Origin of the sequence: Nostoc sp. NMS7 (assembly GCF_017115085.1) — a bacterium.
Taxonomy (GTDB): domain Bacteria; phylum Cyanobacteriota; class Cyanobacteriia; order Cyanobacteriales; family Nostocaceae; genus Nostoc.
In genome coordinates this window covers 1-18424 of record NZ_JABXKJ010000191.1, presented here as the reverse complement: position 1 = coordinate 18424, position 18424 = coordinate 1, and the positions used below count along the sequence as shown (strand labels likewise).

The window sequence follows — 18424 nt, the reverse complement described above, 5'->3', positions numbered from 1 at the left end:
TAAGGCTTGCTACTCATGTTTTAAAGGCGAACTGTGTTTTATTTTACAAGGATTGGTTATGGTTGCATGGTGGGTATAGAAACCCACCCTTTATCTACGCTGCTACCAACTCCCGGCTCACCCTCGGTAGTTCAACCGGAGTCGTCACTCTACGCAGTGCTTCTACAGCCTCTTTTACGTTCCAATACTGCACTCCATCGCCACAGCGCCAATAGTAAGTCTTGGGGTCGTTTTCCCAGACTTCATTAGGGTTTCGGACTTTGAAGACTATTCCCAAAAACTCTCCATCCAGATATACGTTTTCAGCCGTCTGAAGGTCAGTGCGTCCCACATAAGTCAGTCGGTAGCCGTCCACTGGCGTACACAAGTCTTCTGCACGAGTACCCCGATAAGAGCAGTTACCGCACCCATGACCACCACAATCTGGGCAGATGGCAGCAGGCATATTCCATTTGAGTGGTGTAAAGTCCCATTCCGCAGATGGTGTTAATATTTGAGGCTTCTGCGAAGTGTAGCAGCCAGCAAATCCGACTAATTTATCCGAGTAGGCTTTGATGCTCAACGATAACCAATCACAATCACCCAATAAACCGATTGTGTCAGCAGCTTCTTTCAACTCGTCATCTAATTCTTGATTGCTCTCTAATGGAGTAAAAAGGCTCTCTTTAACTTCTGCTACAGCACGTTTGAAAGGTTCTTTATGGTATCTAGCATAGCCGTGGGTCATTTTCACCCAGACAATATCATCCGAGTTAATCCAAATCGTCACCACATCTTCAGACTGGCAATCGTGGCTGTAGTCTGATTCGTTTACTATGGTTGCAATGATTTGGCGATCGCGTGTGGTCAACGGATCTTTTGTTGGCGCAGGGGCTGAAACTTGTGTAATCATTAGAAATACCTCTTAAATGGGTAAAAAGGCGATCGCTCCGTCGGGAAAACTGCGCGATCGCCCTATTCTTATTGGTCAGTTTGTTGTGCTTTCAGCACAACACTCTCACTCTAGAATTGGCGTAGCCTTATATTTTCTTTCTCCTAGCCAGTGGCCGGAGCTTGCTACAGCAGCATATCTCTTGATCGGGCGGTAGTCGGCAACGAGCTTCAGAGCGACTATCGTACTGCTATGGCAACTTTTTATTTGGAACCCACTCCACCCTTACCTCACTTCAGCAGCCTTGACTATTCACTGCATCCGCTACCTGGGGGCTTTGTTTTCTGTTCACTTTTTTCAAGGTTCAATTTAGCTGGGAGGCTACTACTTGGTTCCTCTCCTATAATTAATATGTTAGTCTACCTTGGTTAACAATGTCAACCATCGTAAACAGAAAATCTGTAGATTTTTACAATTTCTTGAACAGGGATAGATAACACTTCGCAAATACCCTGCGCTATCTCTAAGGAAATAATTGAATATTTACCACTTAATAATTTAAATATGTTTTGGTATGAGCAAGCTACGCCTCTATCTTGTAAAGCTTGCGCTAGCGTTCTTGTAGACATAGATCCTCTTTTTCCGCCTTTTTCTTCCATTGCTTTTTTTACAATGTCAATTTTTTCGGCGTTCCATTTGATGTATGCCACATCGCTGATGTCCACTGACAAAACCTCTACTTTTTTATTAACCACGGTTGACATTAAAATCCTATGCGTCTACCATAGTTTATGTCAATCAAGGCTTTTGCTATTTGAAACACCCACTCAAAGCGATCGCCTGCCTATGTGCAAGCCTGCAATGCGAAGATTTCAGCCTGCGCTCAAGTGAGCATTGCCCCGATCAGCAATCATGTATAAGCGTATGCAATTGCTGATCGGGGCAATGCCTTGGTGTGAACGCCTTGATTGTGATTTGAACGATTAAAGTTTTTAGCAACCAGTTTTCAGACTTAGTTTGGTCATCGGGATCTCCCCGGCGGCTCCAGCGTTAGAAGTTTACTTTCGGCCACTCCAGGTTAGCTATGGCTACTTTTCCCGGTGGCACTTCAGTATTGATTTAGTTGCTCTCGGAATATGCACGGATGGTGGGTAACTAAACGATTAATCACAGGTTACTTTAAACCGCCAGAAGCCTGCTCCTCTAATAGTCCAATGTTGAGCTTACACTTTTTATATTCTTTTAGCTAAATGACATACTAGTAATTTTGCGACAAGGCATGGGAATACTAAAACAAAGTGTCACAGATTCTTATTGCCATTAGCACAAAATGCAAATTAACCCTAATCAATTTCTACCACCGAGGCGACCACTACCAGTAATTGTGCTTGCTGATGTCAGTACCAGTATGGAAGGCGAAAAAATTACTACCTTGAATGCTGCACTGGTAGAAATGCACCAAAAGTTTCAGACTGTGCATGATACCCGTTCTGAGATTCATACTGCCATAATTACATTCGCCAGCAATGCCCAACAAATTCTTAGCTTAACCCCTGTAGAGAACGTTAAGATACCTACTTTAGCTGCTGGTGGGACAACTGCGATGGGAGCCGCTTTCAATATTGCTTTACAACTGTTGCAGGATGAGCAACAAATGCCAAAACGCTCTTATCTTCCCACTCTCGTGTTAGTTAGCGATGGTCAACCTAATGATGATTGGGAAGAAGCACTGCAAAAGCTTTTAGACTCTGAGCGAGGAAAACGTGCTGTACGCTTGGCTATAGGTATTGGTGATGATTGTGGCTTTGATGTCCTCAAGCGTTTCGTAAATCATCCCGAAATTCCGGTCGTGCGTGCAACAGAGGTTAGCAAGCTGATGGACTTTTTCCGGATTGTCAGTATGTCGGTTATGGCGCGTTCGGTAGCTCAAAACCCAAACTCCACCAGCAATTTCCCACTACATTTGTTGAATGATGATGACGATGATTTGCCGTTTGATTAAACCGAAAGGATCAAAGTGCCTAAATTCTCTTTTCCAAAACCAGGTGCAGTTATTCGAGATATCGAAGGGCGACGCTATAAATTAGTTGCACAACTAAATCAAGGAATGCAAGGAGCAATATATACCAGTGAGGATGAAAATATCCTCGTGAAAGTCCGCAAACCGCCTGACTCTAGTTCAGCAGATTTTCACAAACATCTGCGTATTTTGATCCGCCGCAATTTAGAGGTTGATGCCTTGGTGTTACCTCGTGCTGTTTTGGATGAGCCTTACTTGGGCTATGTGATGGAGCGGGTTAATGACAGCATTCCATTGGCGGAATTAGTGTACCCCAAAATACTTACTACTAATTGGCACGTTGCTACAGGAGGATTGCGTCGTCGCTTGAGGATTGCTGCTCAATTAGCCAGAACCATACAGCAAATCCATCGCAATGGTCTTTGTTACGTGGATTTATCTTGGCAAAACGTCCTAGTATCATCAGACCCCAAGCAAACTTTTATTAAACTTATCGATGCGGACAATTTGATTGTTCCGGGCACATCGTTTGCTGAAGTTATGGGTAGTCCTGGGTTTATTGCCCCAGAAATTTTGAAAGAGTCTTGCTTTCCGGATCATGCGTGCGATCGCTGGTCTTTGGCGGTGGCAATTTTTCATCTGTTAGTGCTAAATCATCCCTTTTTTGGAGATGAAGTCCTTGAAGGTGAGCCGGAATTAGAGGAAATGGCTTACCGGGGAGAACTGCCTTTTATAGACTCCAGAGACAACAAACAAAATCACTCAACCAAGGGTTTACCACCAGGTCGCGTGTTAACTAGGAAACTCAGAGACTTAAGCCGGCGAGCTTTTGAAAACGGTGTAGCAGACCCTTGGGCGCGACCATCGCCAGAAGAATGGCTAATTGCTTTGTTGGAAGCTGCCGATCAAACCGCACTTTGCCCCAAATGTGGTGCTACTACCTATTTACCAGAAATGCGAGGTACTCCCTTCGTTTGTGACTGGTGCGGACAAACAAGCGATCGCCCAATTGAACTTGGTTTCTTTGATGTCGATCCAGCTATTGATAACTTAGACGAAGACGAGCGCAAAGAATTGATCAGAAATAAAAAAGCCCATCGGCTAGTTTTAGATAAAGAACAGAGGATACTTCCTAACCGCTTGGTGAATGGCGACCCAGAAGCAACTGGCGATGCCGGACAATTTGGGGCAAAACGGAATAGTAATAATGAGTCAATTTTTGGGATTAAAAATTGGAGTCAAAATACTTGGGCAACTAAAGATGCTGCCGGAAACAAAGAGACCTGCCCTCCTGGTGATTATGTGTGGCTATTCAATCAAACGGTAATTCACTTTCCATCTGGTATTAAAGCAAAGGTGCGTAATCCTTACCCAAACATGGGAGGTCAAGGATGAAATTATTTGACTTGAAATTTGGCAAAGAGGTAAGCGGACGTTTTTTGCTGCAAAGAGGTGCGGCACAGTCAGATTGGGAAGATAAAATAGTTGAATTACAACGAATTGATGAAGGTATTCTTGGCTTTGAAGCTCCCAACAGTAATGATTCCGATTTGGTAATCGAAGTTGAGCCAAACTCTGCTGATGCCAAGGTATTAATGTGGGAATTGCAATCAGGGCAGGTTAGTATACTTGGTTGCATTATGAAAGCAGCAGCCCAGGAAGTTGAAATTAAAGGACAAGCTTTTACTCTCCCAGAGGCTGAAATTCCCGTACAGTTGCAAGTGGCGCTGACTGACGAATTTATCGAGACAGTTGTGATGCGCCAGTGGTCTAAAGTAAAGACGTTTCAAGATGCGAAACGCTGTTTGGAACGGGAGTTTTTGCTTGATAAATTTGGCTATTGGTTTGTTAATTCCGGTGCTAGCGATCCAGACTTGGAACGGGGATTTACTGTGGTTGGGGCTAAACGCGCTCTCGATTTGGCTTTGAGTGATGATAAGCAACAACTGGTAGCAAAACGAATTGTTAAACATCGCGGGCAAAATCTTGATCGCCGCCCTATATATTTAATGCGCCAATCGTTAGAGTTCTGCGACAAAACAGCCGCTAGTACTATATATTCGGCAGCAATTGCAGCCCTTGACAAAGCTGTTAGAGAAAATAATAGTTGGATTGCTAGTTGGAAGCATTACAACTCAGAAGAAGGAAGAATTTTAGAAGAGCGTTTTGGATCTTTGCCACCTTTACGCTATCAAGGCAGACCAAAACTAAAATCTGATGACAGTAGTAAAACTTTACTAATTTTTAACTTAGAACTATCAGCTAACCTTAAGCCTTGGGTTGAGCATATTTCTGGTGATGGACTGCCAATAATAATAGAAAGCGATGGAGGTAAACCAGAAGGATTAGCAGTGGATTGCGACCAGAAAAATAAGCGCCTCACAGTTGTTTGGGAAAGCGATAACGAGCCACCCAGTAATGGAATAATTTCTCCCTCTATGGCTTTGGAGGAGTCGAAACTCAAAAAACGTGATAATGCGCTCAAGACCTTGGAATCTGCACGCGCTGGCTTGCCTTATTTAGGCTTAATTTTTGAGGGAAAAACCTTTGAACGGGCAATTCCTCGCCAAAAAAAGATAATTACAAAACCAGCACGCAAGATGTTTGGCGAAACCGGGCCAACGCCAGATCAGGAAAAGGCGTTACGCATTGCACTGTCTACACCAGATATTGCCGTTATTCAGGGGCCGCCAGGAACAGGGAAGACAAGGGTGATTCAGGCATTACTGACCATGCTTAATGAAGGGCGTAATACTAATGATGGGTTAGAAACAGTTTTGGTCACGAGTTTGCAGCATGAGGCAGTGGATAATGCGATCGCAGGCATGAGCCTTTCAGGACTTCCTGTTGACCGACTTGGAGGCAAAAAAGGGGAAGATCGAGGAGCCGAGGTAATTCAAGCGTGGGGCGATCAAGTTATTAAGGTTGTGCGATCGCACTTAAAGAACGAACATAAAGCAACTCGCACCCTCATCGACCAACTCAAAGGTAGCCTCTCCCATTGGCGCACTTCAGCAGGAGGAAGGGAAGGAACCCGTGAAATAATTTTAGATTTTCGCAATGCGGCAGAACAGTTTTTATCTGCCCAGCAAATAGCCGAATTAGACCGCCTTGCGGCTACTGTTCCAACCGTGCAGACTCAGCCCAAGCCAGTGATTGAAGATATCGAGGAAAAGGAGGAACTAGAACGCAGATTAAATCAGCAGTGTACAGCAGAAGAAAATTTTAAAGATGATGGCAATCGACAGGCTCGGAGATTGAGACGCTTTTTGGAGCCTTATCTTGATAATCTTTCACCCGATATTATTGAAGCTGTGGAAGTTGCTGCTGCTTGGACAGAAGAAAATACAGCTTATCGGGAACCCTGGATATCCTTGCAAAACGCCTGTATTGGTATTCGCCAACAACTACTGGAGATTCCCTTTGCCGCCCCGATCGCCGAACAAGATGTGTCCGATCGAGAAATTGAGCAATGCCTGCTAGCTGCGATTGAGGAAGTTAAAGTGGCCCGCGACCAAAGTGTAGAAGGACAGCAAGAAGCGCTGGAGCTATTTGTGCGTTATTTAGAAGAAGATCCAGCCCATGTCAGAGAAGTGATTGGAAAATATTCACCAATTCAAGCTACCAGTTGCGGACAAGCAGACTCAAAGTATTTGGGAATGGCTAACCGGACTTTTAACTTAGTTGTGGTGGATGAAGCCGCAAGGGCAAATCCCCTTGATTTATTAATACCAATAGTAAAAGGACGGCGGGTTATCCTCGTTGGCGACCACAAACAACTTCCTCACGTTTTAGAAAGGGAAATTGAGCAGAGTTTGGCTAAGGAGGGGGATGAAAAGCTAAAGGATATATATGGTAAAAGTCTATTTGAAAGACTTTGGGAATCACTGCCCAAACAAACTGCTATCGATGGTATTGAGCGGACTGCCCAGCTAACGGATCAGTTCCGAATGCATCCGACGATTGGGCAATTTGTCAGCGATCGCTTTTATCCTGAAAGCCCCCTTAACTCTAGTTTTGTCAAGCCAGAATCACGACCGAATTATACAGCTCAGTATAATCTAAAACCCATTGCTTGGTTAGATGTGCCTAAAAGTCTTGGTAGTGAAACTCGTGCTGGCAATCGTAGCTGGCAGCGTGCTGCGGAAGTTGACCGGATTATGTGCGAACTGCGTCGTGTACTTCCCCCCATAGCGGAAAAATACCCTAATTTCGACCCAAGTAAACCAACGGGAATGGTTGGGGTGATTGCATTTTACTCAGCCCAGGAAGAAGCAATCAAAGAGGCGATCGCAGACCTTCGCCACGGGTTGCCAGAACATTTACAGCGTCGGGTGCGAGTGGGAACGGTCGATGCTTTCCAAGGACGAGAATATGATGTAGTTTATCTTTCCACCGTTCGCAGTAATCAGGAGGTATCTATTGAAAAGCGTCTTGGTTTCACAGCACTCCCAAATCGGCTATGTGTTGCATTTAGCCGCGCCCGTTGCGTACTAATTGGAGTAGGAGACTCTGCTTGTGTTGCGTCTTTGCGTCCTGATGGCACACCTTACTCTAACAGCTTAAAAGCTTTTGTTGATTTGTGTCGAAGTGAGCAGGGCTATGCAGATGTCTGATTTTGATGATGAATTGCTGTTTGATGATGATGAATCTTTACCTGACGAACTGATACTGTTACCAAGCAATCAAGTATCAGATGCAAAACCTATAAATATTCTTTTGTTTGCCCAACAGCAGGCGCACACTGACCAACAGCAAAACATATTATGGCCTGTTTATGCTTGGAGAATCGCTGCCCCACAAGTAACAGAGCGCAAATTAGACTTTTTGCAGCTAACTTCACTACGGCTAACCCATACTGGGGTAACGCGCCACCAGGATCAAGCACAAATGCTGGGACAGCACAAAGATTTTCTTTTTAATGTCATGTTACAGCTAGAAAATCAGGGCTATATTGACAGAAAAGCTCGCTTGACTGATAAAGGAGAGAAAATTCTTCAGCAAGATGGAAAAGAGGATGAAGAGAAAACAGAATATGGCTGGATTTTTCAGGACGCAACAGCCGGTGAACTTCTAAGTTGGTTTTACACTAAAAGCTTACGCTATGCTGACTCTAGTCGTTCAGATGTCTCCCAAGCTTTTCAACTTCCGTGGATACGGCAAACACTACCTACACCCAACGCTGCTGATGTGACATCGGCAATCAAAACTCAGCGTCGGCTGTTAAAACGAATTCAGGCTGATGGCTTGAATACAGAAGCAAATAATGCTGTTTCTGATGCCTATGGTTTTACTGAAATCAGCAAAGCAGATACTCTGACGCAAAGCAATAACACAAAAGTAGAGCAAACAGAAAATTTTGGTGTGCGTCTGTTAAGTAAACGACCGCAACAGTTTTATTTGCTAGTTTCTTGCATTATTGAGGGAACATCCGATGGTCAATTTTCTCTACGCTGTCCTTTTGGGCTTCCAGATGGTTTTCGTTGGGTACGCCTATTGAACTTTGCCACATCCCAGTGTGAAGAAGGCAAGAAAATTGTAGAGCATTTGCAGTCCGAGAGCCGTGAAGCGTGGAAACGCAAGCAACCTGGAGAAATTGAGCCGATCGGTTTAGCAAGGGAAGCCTACGACAAAATAATATTTGAAGTCGGCTCTGTGCCGGACAAAGTTTGGCAGCAAGTTTGGAAAGAATTGGAACGCTTAGAACAATCGCGTACCCTTCTAGGACGTGGTTTCGATGAGACAGACACAAGTATTACGCGATCGCAAAGGGTTTTAGAGCAGTTAATGTTTACTTTACTGCAACTAGATACAATTCCTGCAAATATTTGGGAACCATATAAAAGTAGGGATACATTGCAACAATGTTTAAAAGATACAGTTGTTGCCTGCGGTGGAAGCGAAATACCAGAGCGGATTTTATTTACAAAGTTAGGAGCAATCCGTAATGTTCTTGATGGTGGTAAAGACTCTTTACGACCATATCTTGTGACATTCTTACTATCAGCAAGTCGGCGTAACAGCTTACATCGCAGTATTTTGGAATATTTACTTAAAAAACATTTAGATTTTTTAGCAGATATAGAAAAAATTGCCCATATCCGCAACACAATTGGCGCTCATGCTGGTGGCAGCCACAACGAACCAATCATTTTAGTTGAGGATTTAGTAACAAAAACATATCAAATTGTCCGGTTAGTTGTTCAAGCATGGCGATTAACAAATAGCAAATTATCAAAGGAGGTATAAATGAGTAAAAGACCTAGAAATTTAAATACAAATCAAAACCGTCAGCAACAAAATATTCCTCAAACTAATACTCAAAATATTGCTGCTGTTGCAGTGACTCCTCAAAATGTGTCAACAGTTAATGTACAGTCCCAGGATATTGATAAACTCCAAGACAAAATCAATGAACTGGAATTTCAGTTAGAGGAACAAAAAGAAATAACCGCAGCAAAAGAAGCTGAGATTGCCACAAGAGAACAGGAATTAGCCCAACAGAAAGTGCAAGCTATTAATGGCTTTAAAGAATTAGAAGCTATGGCTCGTCAGGAATGGCTAACAGAAAAAAAACAGGAAGTTATAGTAGAACGTCAACAAATTATAGAAGTAGCACAAACGGAAGTTAACAAAAAGTTAAGTGCCGCACAAACGGAAGCACAAAAAATTATCAAGGAAGCTCAAAAGTTAAAGCTTGATGTCCAAAATCAAGCAGATAGTATTATTGAACAGGCAGAAACTCTAGCCAACGAACATAGACAACGAGCAAGAGAGCAAATAATTAAGGAAATCCAGACGAAAGAAGAAGAATTAGTAAATTTCCGTAAGGTACTTGACGATAAAGACAGGTATCTTGAAGAAGAAGATAAAAAGCTGTCAAGGGACATTAAGCAGATTGAACGCCGAGAAGAAGACTTAGAAGAGGAAAACAATTGGTTAGCTTCGCAAAAGAAAAAACTGCAACATAAGGAACAAGAACTAACTCAACGTGAAAATGCTTGTTCAGAAGAGGCAATTAGTAAGTTGATAAGAGAAAAGGGAGATATTGAACGGCAACTTCAAGTGATTCAAGATGAAAATCATCGGCTGAGGGTAGAATTGGAGAGCAATAAAAATAGGCTCCAGGCTGTATCAGGTTCGCCAGCGAAAATTTTAGAAGATAACAATATTCTAGAGAATAAGCTTAGAGAATATGAGAAATTATTTGAGCAATATCCATCAGAAATAGAGTTAGCAGAACTTCGGAGGCGTGCCGAAGCAGCAATTGATTTTGAAGCTAAGTATCGAGATTTGCAAGCGAGGGTTGATGACTTAGAACGTATCCGTCGCCAGCAGCATTCAGAGAGGATGGAGACAGAACAGCTTCGCAAAGAGAGAGATACTCTCAAGTTACTAAATCAGTATTTGAGTGAACAAATAGAAGAACTTAAACGGATGCTTGGTCAATTGCAAACCAGTCAGATACAAGCGTTTGGTAATTTTGCTTCTATGGATAGAGAAAATGAAAATATTTCTGACAAACCTTATGGTGTTGCTGTTAATAATCTAAATGAATTAGCTACTATAAGTCGTACTTGGATGGGTAGTTTACCAAGCCGCCAAGAGTTAGAAAGGGGAGAAGCTGAAACCTCACATTTTGCTCATTATTATGATGAACATACGATTCGCGCTTTTATTTCCTCAATGGCAGCTTCCAGACTAATTATTATTCAAGGTCAGAGTGGTACGGGTAAAACCAGTCTGCCAGAATATTTTGCTTATGCAATTGGTGGTAAATTTGCCCGAATTGAAGTTCAATCTAGCTGGCGAGATAAGCTTGATTTGCTTGGTTCTTATAACTCTTTCTTCCGCGTTTTTAATGAGTCTCAGTTTTCTAGGGCAATCTATGAGGCAGGCACAACTCGTTACTGTAATCATCCTTATTTCATAGTTTTGGATGAAATGAACCTGTCACGGGTGGAATACTATTTTGCCGATTTACTTTCAATTATGGAAGGTCGCCCAGAGGATAGAGAAATTGAACTACTAAACCACGACCCTACTGGAGGTCAACTTCCCAAAGGAATTAGATTGAAAAACGGTGCAGTCCAGCTACCAATCCCTGATAATGTCTGGTTTGTTGGCACCGCAAATACGGACGAATCTACATATGAGATTACCCGTAAAGTTTACGATCGCGCTCAAGTTTTGCAAATAGATGAACCTTTCCCGCAAGAAAGTTTTGATACCACACAACCAGCAAATCTAAAAATCCCAGATTTTCGCCAAGCTGTACAAAAGGCGATGAAAAATTTCAGAGATACAGATCGAGAAGCTGTAGAGGGTTGTCTTAAACTCATTAGTTCGGCATTGCACGAGTACTTTCAAGTAGGGTACGGACAACGCCTGTTAGACCAACTTTTTATCTTCCTTCCCACATACACTGCGACGGGTGGAAAACTTGGGGAAGGTTTAGACCACTTTATCGCCAGAAAGCTGCTTTGGCAGGTACAAAACCGTACTGATCCAAATGTTCGTTCTGGTTTACAGGAAGTACGAGACACTATTGAGGTAAGTTTTACAGATAACCCGCGACTGGGGAGTGCTGCGATTTCCTTAAAACTTTTGGAACGCGAGATTAACAAATTTAAACGGTAAATTATGGCACATCTTTTTTTACTCAATCGTTGGACAGGCAACCTAGAACCATTGCAATCGGGAGAACGCCGCCGTTTAGAGAGTATAGATGACTACCGTATTCAGATTAATTTCACCCCTGCTGATGGCGAAACTGAAATTACGCTCAACGATAATACTTACATCCGTACAAATGAAACAAGCCGTAATTTACCCATAACAGTTGATACTTTTGGGTGCTGTTCGGTACGTATCGCCTGTACAGGTTCTGGAAGTATTGGACGGTATAAATTTGAAGTGCCATTGCGAACACAATTGGATGAGACAATGCGAGTGGCTTTGGCACTTTTCGCTGACCAAGCAAAAGGACTAGAAGCAACTATATCAACAGAGCAATTACTCAAGTTGCCGTTTTTCTCTCCTGGTACTATTCGTGATTCCCTTACCAACAAAAATGCCCTGGAACTAGATGAGGCGATCGCAGAAGTTTTACCATCTTTACTGAGGGTATGTAGCAAACCCCGACGCACTTTAATAGTAGAGCGTCGAGTTATGCCCATAGACAGAGCAAGACGTATTCCGCCTGATGCAATTGAGCATTTGGCATCTCGACCAGAATTATGGCAATCTCGCACTGCAACGCGCATTACTCCGGCACAAATTAGAAGCGAAGTGCCAGAAGAAACTCTTGACCTCTATGAAAATCGCGTGGTTGCTACTCTAGTGCGAAGGTTGCTGCGCTGGATGGAACAAAGACTCCGGGAAATAGACCGCGCCTACTACCAAACACAAACGCTGCATGAAAACTTATTTGCAGAATACCGATATAATCGCTTCCGAGAAGATCGATTGAAAGCACTTTGGCAAAATCTAGATACCGTACAAGACTATTTGCAGCAATACGAGCAAGCACAAGCACTAAAAGATAAAATTAGCCGCCTATATTCTGACACCAGTAGTTGTTTAGACTTAGTACTTTATAAGAGTTTATCTAGCAAACCAGATGTGATATCTCCTTTAAAACCAACTAACATTTTGCAAATGGATGCAGACTATCGGCGTTTGCGTCAATTGTGGGAGATGCTGGACAGATTTTTTAGCAATCCCGACCAGCAAAATATAGAAAAAGAGCGAGATTTGTTATCAGATTACGCTAGTTACATTCATGGCTGCGTACTTTTGGCTTTGCGCTGGATTGGGTTTGAAACTGCAAAAGTGAAACCGGAGAACTTTCCAGAAGAATTAGATTTTCAACAAGCACTCCAGTGGGAAGCATGGACAGCATTTGTGCAGCCTCCCGAATCAGGTAATTTCAAGATAAATATTGAGTTTATCTGGGAGGATCTGAACACTAATACTCATAAATGTTCTCATCCAACCCGCATTAGACTGGTACTGATTCCATTAGCGCGAGCGTTTTTTGGCGATCGAGATGAAATTAAAAAGACTTTGGACACTCTCTATGATGCAGGTTTGTCCCAAGGTTCTTCAATTGGAAATACTTCCAAACGTCAAAATCGCAACAACCAAGTGCAGACTTTTGTTGTCTTAGTACATCCCACAGATCCACGAGATAGAGAAATAAGTGAAGATGTTACGCCAGAGTTAATTCAAAAAATGCTGAATATCGGCGAAAACTTTATGAGTCCGGATGATTATAAACGCTTTGTTTCCACTTTTGATGGTAATGCTTTTGTTCGTAGCGTTGGTATGATGCCAGCTAGTCCACTTGATTTAAGCACTCTTGAACGTTTTCAGAGACTATTTCGCTTTCATACCTTGGGAGTCGATTTGGTTTATGGCATTCATCCTTCATATTGTCCAGTGTGCAGTTTTGACCTAAGTGATGTGTGTTTGCAGTTTAAGGAAAATGAGGGCGATTGTCCTAACTGTCAAGCCAAATGGAGTTGGCGAACCTGTAGGAATTGTCGTGGTAAGACAGCCAAGCTGGAACCTATTAAGATAAAGCGACAAACTAAAACAGAAACTAAATGTTCCTATGCTGTGAAAGCGATGGCTAGAGAGCAACTGCTAGGACGTGACTTACTTTCGGCATTGTGCAGTTCTGATGAAACACCAGAGTCGGGGAGGATTCGCATCATTTGCCCTCACTGTGGAGCTTGTACTGGGCAGGGTGAAACGTTATTAAGATGTGATAGATGCCGTAATAGTAATTTTGGAAGTAGTTAGTTTCTTGCTGTTGAGGGCTTTTTCATTTGTGTTCAAAGGTTCTGGCAATTTAGTATAACAATTGCCTGAATTGCCGTTTAAATGAGATATCAAAAAAATAGTCACAAATCGCCTAAATTGACCCAACGTTGTCAAGAATCAGGAAAGCGATGCTTACGGTGGCAAGCTACGTTTTTTTATTGCTAGTTTTACCTTCTCTGAGGGTGCGATCGCTTGTGCGTCTTCCTCTAAAAATGAGGGAAGCAATCTCTAAATATTGAAAATTAAATATTAGTTATTATTTCTAGACATTGCTTTTGTAAATTTATTAACTCCAATGATTTTGATTCTAAACTTGTAAATACAACGCTTGGTTGATTAATTTTTGTTACCAGAGCAATTATTTTTTCTTCAGCATTTATTTTTCTCAAAATATGGTGAGTTAAATCACTTTTGGATTTATTATATCTTTGAATTTCTATTTTTTGCACTTTCAGTAATGGATATGAAAATGTACCTTTTATGAGGTTTACCATATTTACAGGATTATAACTATTTATAATGGTATTAATGCCATACTTATTAAAACCCAGAGATGAATCTCGGGTTTCTTGATAAATATTTTTATATATACTAACTTTGGTAGCCTCTAGTAAAGCTGTTTTAACATTGTTTATATCATCAATTAAATAATGGCAAATTGCTAATCCTAAATAAGTATAAAAAAGTCGCTCCCCTTTTTCAAGACAAGTAGCCTTAGTAAAACCATCCCTGGCATCATTAATAAGAAAGGACTTTTGTTCATCAGAAGAGCTAGAATTACAAGCCTGAAGAAGTGTTTTCCAAGCAGCATTAAATTCCACCTGCGTCAAAAGGTCAACTTTACTTTCAATAGATTCTATTAGCTTTAAAGATTTAGCTATTCTTATGGAAATGCCAACAACTCCTTTAGAAGCTCCGAAAAATGCCATTAAAGAAATAGGTTCACTCATATAAATAATTATCTAGTTTGTTGCAATGTTTACTTAATTAACTAGCGTGCATCGATCGTCTGAAATTTTCTCTACATGGAAGCAATCACCTCTACTGTTAGTTTTTTTCTTACGAATGAGCGTTTGCTATCCCCTCTACTCATGCACCGGATTGCCACTGCTGTTGCCTAATCTTGTAATTTGTAGCATTCGGCTGAAGAATTAATTACAGTCAACTTCTCCAACACAGTTCCTTACTTTAAGTTTTCCCTCAATACTGGTTTTTCTAACAACTTGTCAGTACAGCCAAATTTGGGTACAAAGTTAATCTCAACGCGACCAGTACCTATCCAATAACCAACATCAGCAAAGCTCTTGATGTTCTTGCGGGAGTGTCGATGGTTTGGGCAATGTCTAAAGTAGGCTTTTAGAGCGATCGCTTACTTCTTCTATTCCTAGATTTCGCTCATCAGCACCCATTAGCAGCAACTAAGTAGGTAGCTAGGTAGGTAGGTGGGCTGCCAAGGCATCTACTCAAAGTGGCAGATGCCGTTGCGGTAGTGCTTGGGGTTCCTTGGAATAGGAGGTAGGTCATCTGTATCCAGTACTTTAACCAAAGGAGTTTTTCAAAACCCAAGACTTCTTTGATAGCTTCCTTGTGAACATCATTTCGGCACGAGGTTCAAGCCATACCATACGGCTACCAAGAATTTACTGACTAGTCTTAGAAGGGCTTCGGATAATCTTCAGAGAATCAGCTGTCGCTAGGATCACCGAAAGTCGGTACTCATAAAAAACACCAAAACAATCTTTAACTTGTTACTAAGCTTATTTATGTCTTTTCAGTATTAATACTGAAGCAAGAATTATGAGATTGAAGTTAGCTTGTATCAGTAAAATTAGCAAATACTTAGTTATTAATTTATTTTAAATTAGTAAAAAATTTAACATAATTTTGCTAATACTAATGTACTAGCTACAAATTAGATTAAAAGTAAGTACGGAATATTAGAAAATCTGTGCAATTCAGTACGTAATTTACGTATGAAATAATTTTTACTATGAAACAAACTAAATTTAAAGATAAAAATGTCACTTAGTAAAGTAAATAAAGATACGCTTGATAAAATTTTGGCTCTTCAAATAATAGTTGCTTGGGCCGGTGAAGGAGCTTGTGAGCCAAAACGTCTTGATTGGTGGCGCACTGACCTAATTGATGAGAACGGTGGCGGGGACTTATTTCAACGTTTATTTCCTAAAACCTATCTGTGGGCATCGTTAGAGGCTGTGAGACAAGTTGCAATCCATCAAGATCGAGGTAGGCGGATGGATATGGCTAAACCTGATGCAGTCCGAACGTTATTTTTCTGGGGCTTCTCTATTGATGAACAGCTGGCAGATCGGCTTATTTTTCATAAGCAGAACGGTATAAACCCTTCAGAAACTTTGCCTTTTCCAGTGGATATATATCAAGCTTTTTCTAAGCCTGATTTTGAAGAAGCTATTAGTATTCCACATAGAAAGATGGATTTTAAACTTGTTCCTAGTGGAAGAGAAATTGTAGATGAAACGCTCAAGGCGTTGGATGAATGTGCAAAGAGGTTAGCCTTTGCGCTTTTGCCTTTTTCAGATAAATATCCTATGCCGTTTTACCGTTTAGAGGAGCGCTAAGTATTATGCCTAGCAAACTAATTCAGAGGCAAATCTACAACTCAGTAGCAGTTCAATCTATGTTTAATGGTAAAGAAGTTAGTCAATTTCATACTAGATTGCTGCGAACATCGCTGGCATTAGAAGAAAGCCGCGCTTACTGGGAATATTTAAAAGCAGGAATTCCTAAAGAAAAACGCGCAGTTATTGCTTTTGAGGAACGTTGGTTTGGTAGTAAAAGCATGGCACGAGTGCGGAGTCTCCTGATTGAATTTAGCCATCGCTTTGACACTTACCCAACGGCATTAACAGTTCTTAGCCAATGGCGGCCTAACAATCCTACAACTCGCCAAAATATTTGCCATTGGCATATGCAACTTACAGACCCAATTTATCGGAGTTTTACTGGTATTTTTTTAGAACAACGTCGTCTACAACCTAATTCAGATATTGACCGGGATATAGTGGCACGTTGGGTAACTCAGCAACTTGAAAGTAAGTGGTCTGCCGCAACAACCTTTCGCATGGCTACTGGCTTAATTGCTACTGCTGCTGCTGCTGGGCTTTGCTCAGAAAATTCTGGGATGCGTAGTCTGAAATATCCCAAAGTCACAGATGAAGCATTAGTCTACTGGCTGTATTTTTTACGTGACTTATATTTTGAAGGTTCACTCCTGAGCAATCCTTATTTTAACTCTGTTGGCTTGTTTGATAGCTTTCTGGAACAGCGGTTGACCCGTTTGCCAGGGTTATCATTTACCCGCATGGGAAATCTCTATGATTTCGGGTGGCATTATGCAGACTTGACATCGTGGGCAAAGCAAATCCTCGGAGTAAAGTTGGAGCAAGAAGCATGATTAGCTCTTTATTTGATCTTCAAATGCCTGCTGTACAAGCACTACGTACTGATTTACTAGATGAGGGTGGGCCTAAAATTAGCACAATGCGGAACTACCGCTTTGCCATTCTACTTTATGATCCGCGTAACGAATTTAAACTGCGTGCCCAAATTCGGGTGCTAACAGATGATCTAAAGGGGCAAGGCTGGAATGTTTTAGCAATTTCCCTCCAACGTTTATTTTTAGATCGGCTAAAGCGAGAAGAATCACGAGTATTAAACAGTATTATCAACACTGAGCATCGTCTGTATGCAAAAGATCCAAACCGCGCCCTTAATCATTTAAAAGACAAAATTGCTCTGTATATTGAAGGATCTGATGGCATTGCTAAAGATGTTATCGCTCTAATTGATGAATTTTCAGATAAGCATCCCAATGAGACTAATCGCACCTTGATTTTTTTAGGACGAGTTGGAGCGCTATATCCATTTTTTCGTTCATCAGCGTTGCTCAAACACATTGACGGTAAAACGCGCAACTTGCCTGTTGTTCTCCTTTATCCAGGGGAGCGAAGGGATTTGAACGCTCTGTCTTTTATGGACGAACTGCCTTCTGACCGGGACTATCGACCTCGAATTTACTCATGACTGACTTTATTACTGCAACTATTAAAGAGGTGATGCCATGCTAATTAAGGAAATTTTTGCTGCTGATGTCACCCGTAATATTGCCCCAGTCATTTATTTCCATGAGCAAAAGCCTGCCAAGGTCTTAGAAGAAGTCTCTGAATACATCATCACAGGCGGCTACCCGGAAACTGACCCCCGCCACAAGCGTGTGCAGTCGGGAATTCACGAGCAGTTTGTAAAGCTGCTCAATTCTATGGCAGAAGAATTACAAAAACCTGGTGGTGCTGAACTTCCAGCATCCTGGATATCTGGTTTTTACGGTTCTGGAAAGTCGAGCTTTGCCAAGCTTTTAGGGCTGGCTCTCAATGATATGGTTTTACCCGATAATCGGACGGTGGCAAGTGCCTTGCTAGCGCGAGATGATTCTCCCAAAACCCAAGAGTTTCAAGATGCTTGGAATCGAGTTCGTAGTCAGATCGATCCCCTAGCCGTGGTCTTTGATATTGGTGCAGTAGCACGAGATGACGAGCATATCCATTCAGCAGTCAAGCGGGAAGTACAAGCACATTTAGGCTACTGCACTATTAGTAATTATGTTGCCGAGCTAGAACTGAAGCTAGAACTGGATGGGAAATGGCAGGAGTTTTTAATCTGTG

14 protein-coding genes are annotated in these 18424 nt (G+C 41.8%); 11 read left to right on the top strand and 3 right to left on the bottom strand.

Annotation, left to right across the window (positions count from 1 at the left end):
* Positions 1-94: 94 nt before the first annotated feature.
* Positions 95-892 (bottom strand): hypothetical protein, encoded by a 798-nt coding sequence (locus HWQ38_RS21435; RefSeq protein WP_292797508.1) that lies wholly within the window; start codon positions 890-892, stop codon positions 95-97.
* 16 nt (positions 893-908) lie between these two features.
* Here HWQ38_RS21435 and HWQ38_RS21430 point away from each other — a divergent pair, with 16 nt between their 5' ends.
* Positions 909-1088, top strand: coding sequence for a hypothetical protein (locus HWQ38_RS21430; protein WP_292797505.1), 180 nt, complete (start codon positions 909-911; stop codon positions 1086-1088).
* A 220-nt stretch (positions 1089-1308) separates the two neighbouring features.
* Here the strand turns inward: HWQ38_RS21430 and HWQ38_RS21425 are convergent, their stop codons facing one another.
* Complete coding sequence (locus HWQ38_RS21425) at positions 1309-1635, bottom strand: helix-turn-helix transcriptional regulator (protein WP_292797503.1); 327 nt, start codon at positions 1633-1635, stop codon at positions 1309-1311.
* Positions 1636-2201: 566 nt separating this feature from the next.
* Here HWQ38_RS21425 and HWQ38_RS21420 point away from each other — a divergent pair.
* Genes HWQ38_RS21420 through HWQ38_RS21395 form a run of 6 tightly spaced genes read left to right on the top strand, consistent with a single transcriptional unit; the run spans position 2202 to position 13700 of the window.
* The gene (locus tag HWQ38_RS21420) at positions 2202-2873 is read left to right on the top strand and encodes a VWA domain-containing protein (protein WP_292797500.1); all 672 of its coding nucleotides are present in this window, start codon (positions 2202-2204) and stop codon (positions 2871-2873) included.
* 15 nt (positions 2874-2888) lie between these two features.
* The gene (locus HWQ38_RS21415) at positions 2889-4286 is read left to right on the top strand and encodes a hypothetical protein (protein ID WP_292797498.1); all 1398 of its coding nucleotides are present in this window, start codon (positions 2889-2891) and stop codon (positions 4284-4286) included.
* On the top strand, positions 4283-7507 hold the full coding sequence (locus HWQ38_RS21410; protein WP_292797495.1) for an ATP-binding protein: 3225 nt from the start codon (positions 4283-4285) through the stop codon (positions 7505-7507). The genes HWQ38_RS21415 and HWQ38_RS21410 overlap by 4 nt, the downstream gene beginning before the upstream one ends.
* Positions 7500-9140 carry a hypothetical protein gene (locus HWQ38_RS21405; RefSeq protein WP_292797493.1) on the top strand — a complete coding sequence of 547 codons (1641 nt, stop codon included), beginning with the start codon at positions 7500-7502 and terminating at the stop codon, positions 9138-9140. The genes HWQ38_RS21410 and HWQ38_RS21405 overlap by 8 nt, the downstream gene beginning before the upstream one ends.
* Positions 9141-11531, top strand: coding sequence for an AAA family ATPase (locus tag HWQ38_RS21400; RefSeq protein WP_292797491.1), 2391 nt, complete (start codon positions 9141-9143; stop codon positions 11529-11531).
* Positions 11532-11534: 3 nt separating this feature from the next.
* Positions 11535-13700, top strand: a complete 2166-nt coding sequence (locus HWQ38_RS21395; protein ID WP_292797489.1) for a DUF2357 domain-containing protein — start codon at positions 11535-11537, stop codon at positions 13698-13700.
* Between the two features lie 263 nt (positions 13701-13963).
* Here the strand turns inward: HWQ38_RS21395 and HWQ38_RS21390 are convergent, their stop codons facing one another.
* The gene (locus tag HWQ38_RS21390) at positions 13964-14671 is read right to left on the bottom strand and encodes a hypothetical protein (protein WP_292797486.1); all 708 of its coding nucleotides are present in this window, start codon (positions 14669-14671) and stop codon (positions 13964-13966) included.
* Between the two features lie 1068 nt (positions 14672-15739).
* On the opposite strand from HWQ38_RS21390, the gene brxE reads away from it, so the two are divergent.
* From brxE to HWQ38_RS21370, 4 genes are all read left to right on the top strand, one after another.
* Complete coding sequence (gene brxE / locus HWQ38_RS21385; RefSeq protein ID WP_292797484.1) at positions 15740-16321, top strand: BREX-6 system BrxE protein; 582 nt, start codon at positions 15740-15742, stop codon at positions 16319-16321.
* A gap of 5 nt (positions 16322-16326) precedes the next feature.
* The gene (locus HWQ38_RS21380) at positions 16327-17157 is read left to right on the top strand and encodes a BrxA family protein (RefSeq protein ID WP_292797482.1); all 831 of its coding nucleotides are present in this window, start codon (positions 16327-16329) and stop codon (positions 17155-17157) included.
* Positions 17154-17786, top strand: coding sequence for a BREX protein BrxB domain-containing protein (locus HWQ38_RS21375; protein WP_292797480.1), 633 nt, complete (start codon positions 17154-17156; stop codon positions 17784-17786). The genes HWQ38_RS21380 and HWQ38_RS21375 overlap by 4 nt, the downstream gene beginning before the upstream one ends.
* A gap of 37 nt (positions 17787-17823) precedes the next feature.
* Positions 17824-18424, top strand: a 601-nt coding sequence (locus tag HWQ38_RS21370; RefSeq protein WP_292797478.1) for a hypothetical protein, incomplete at its 3' end; no start/stop codon positions are given.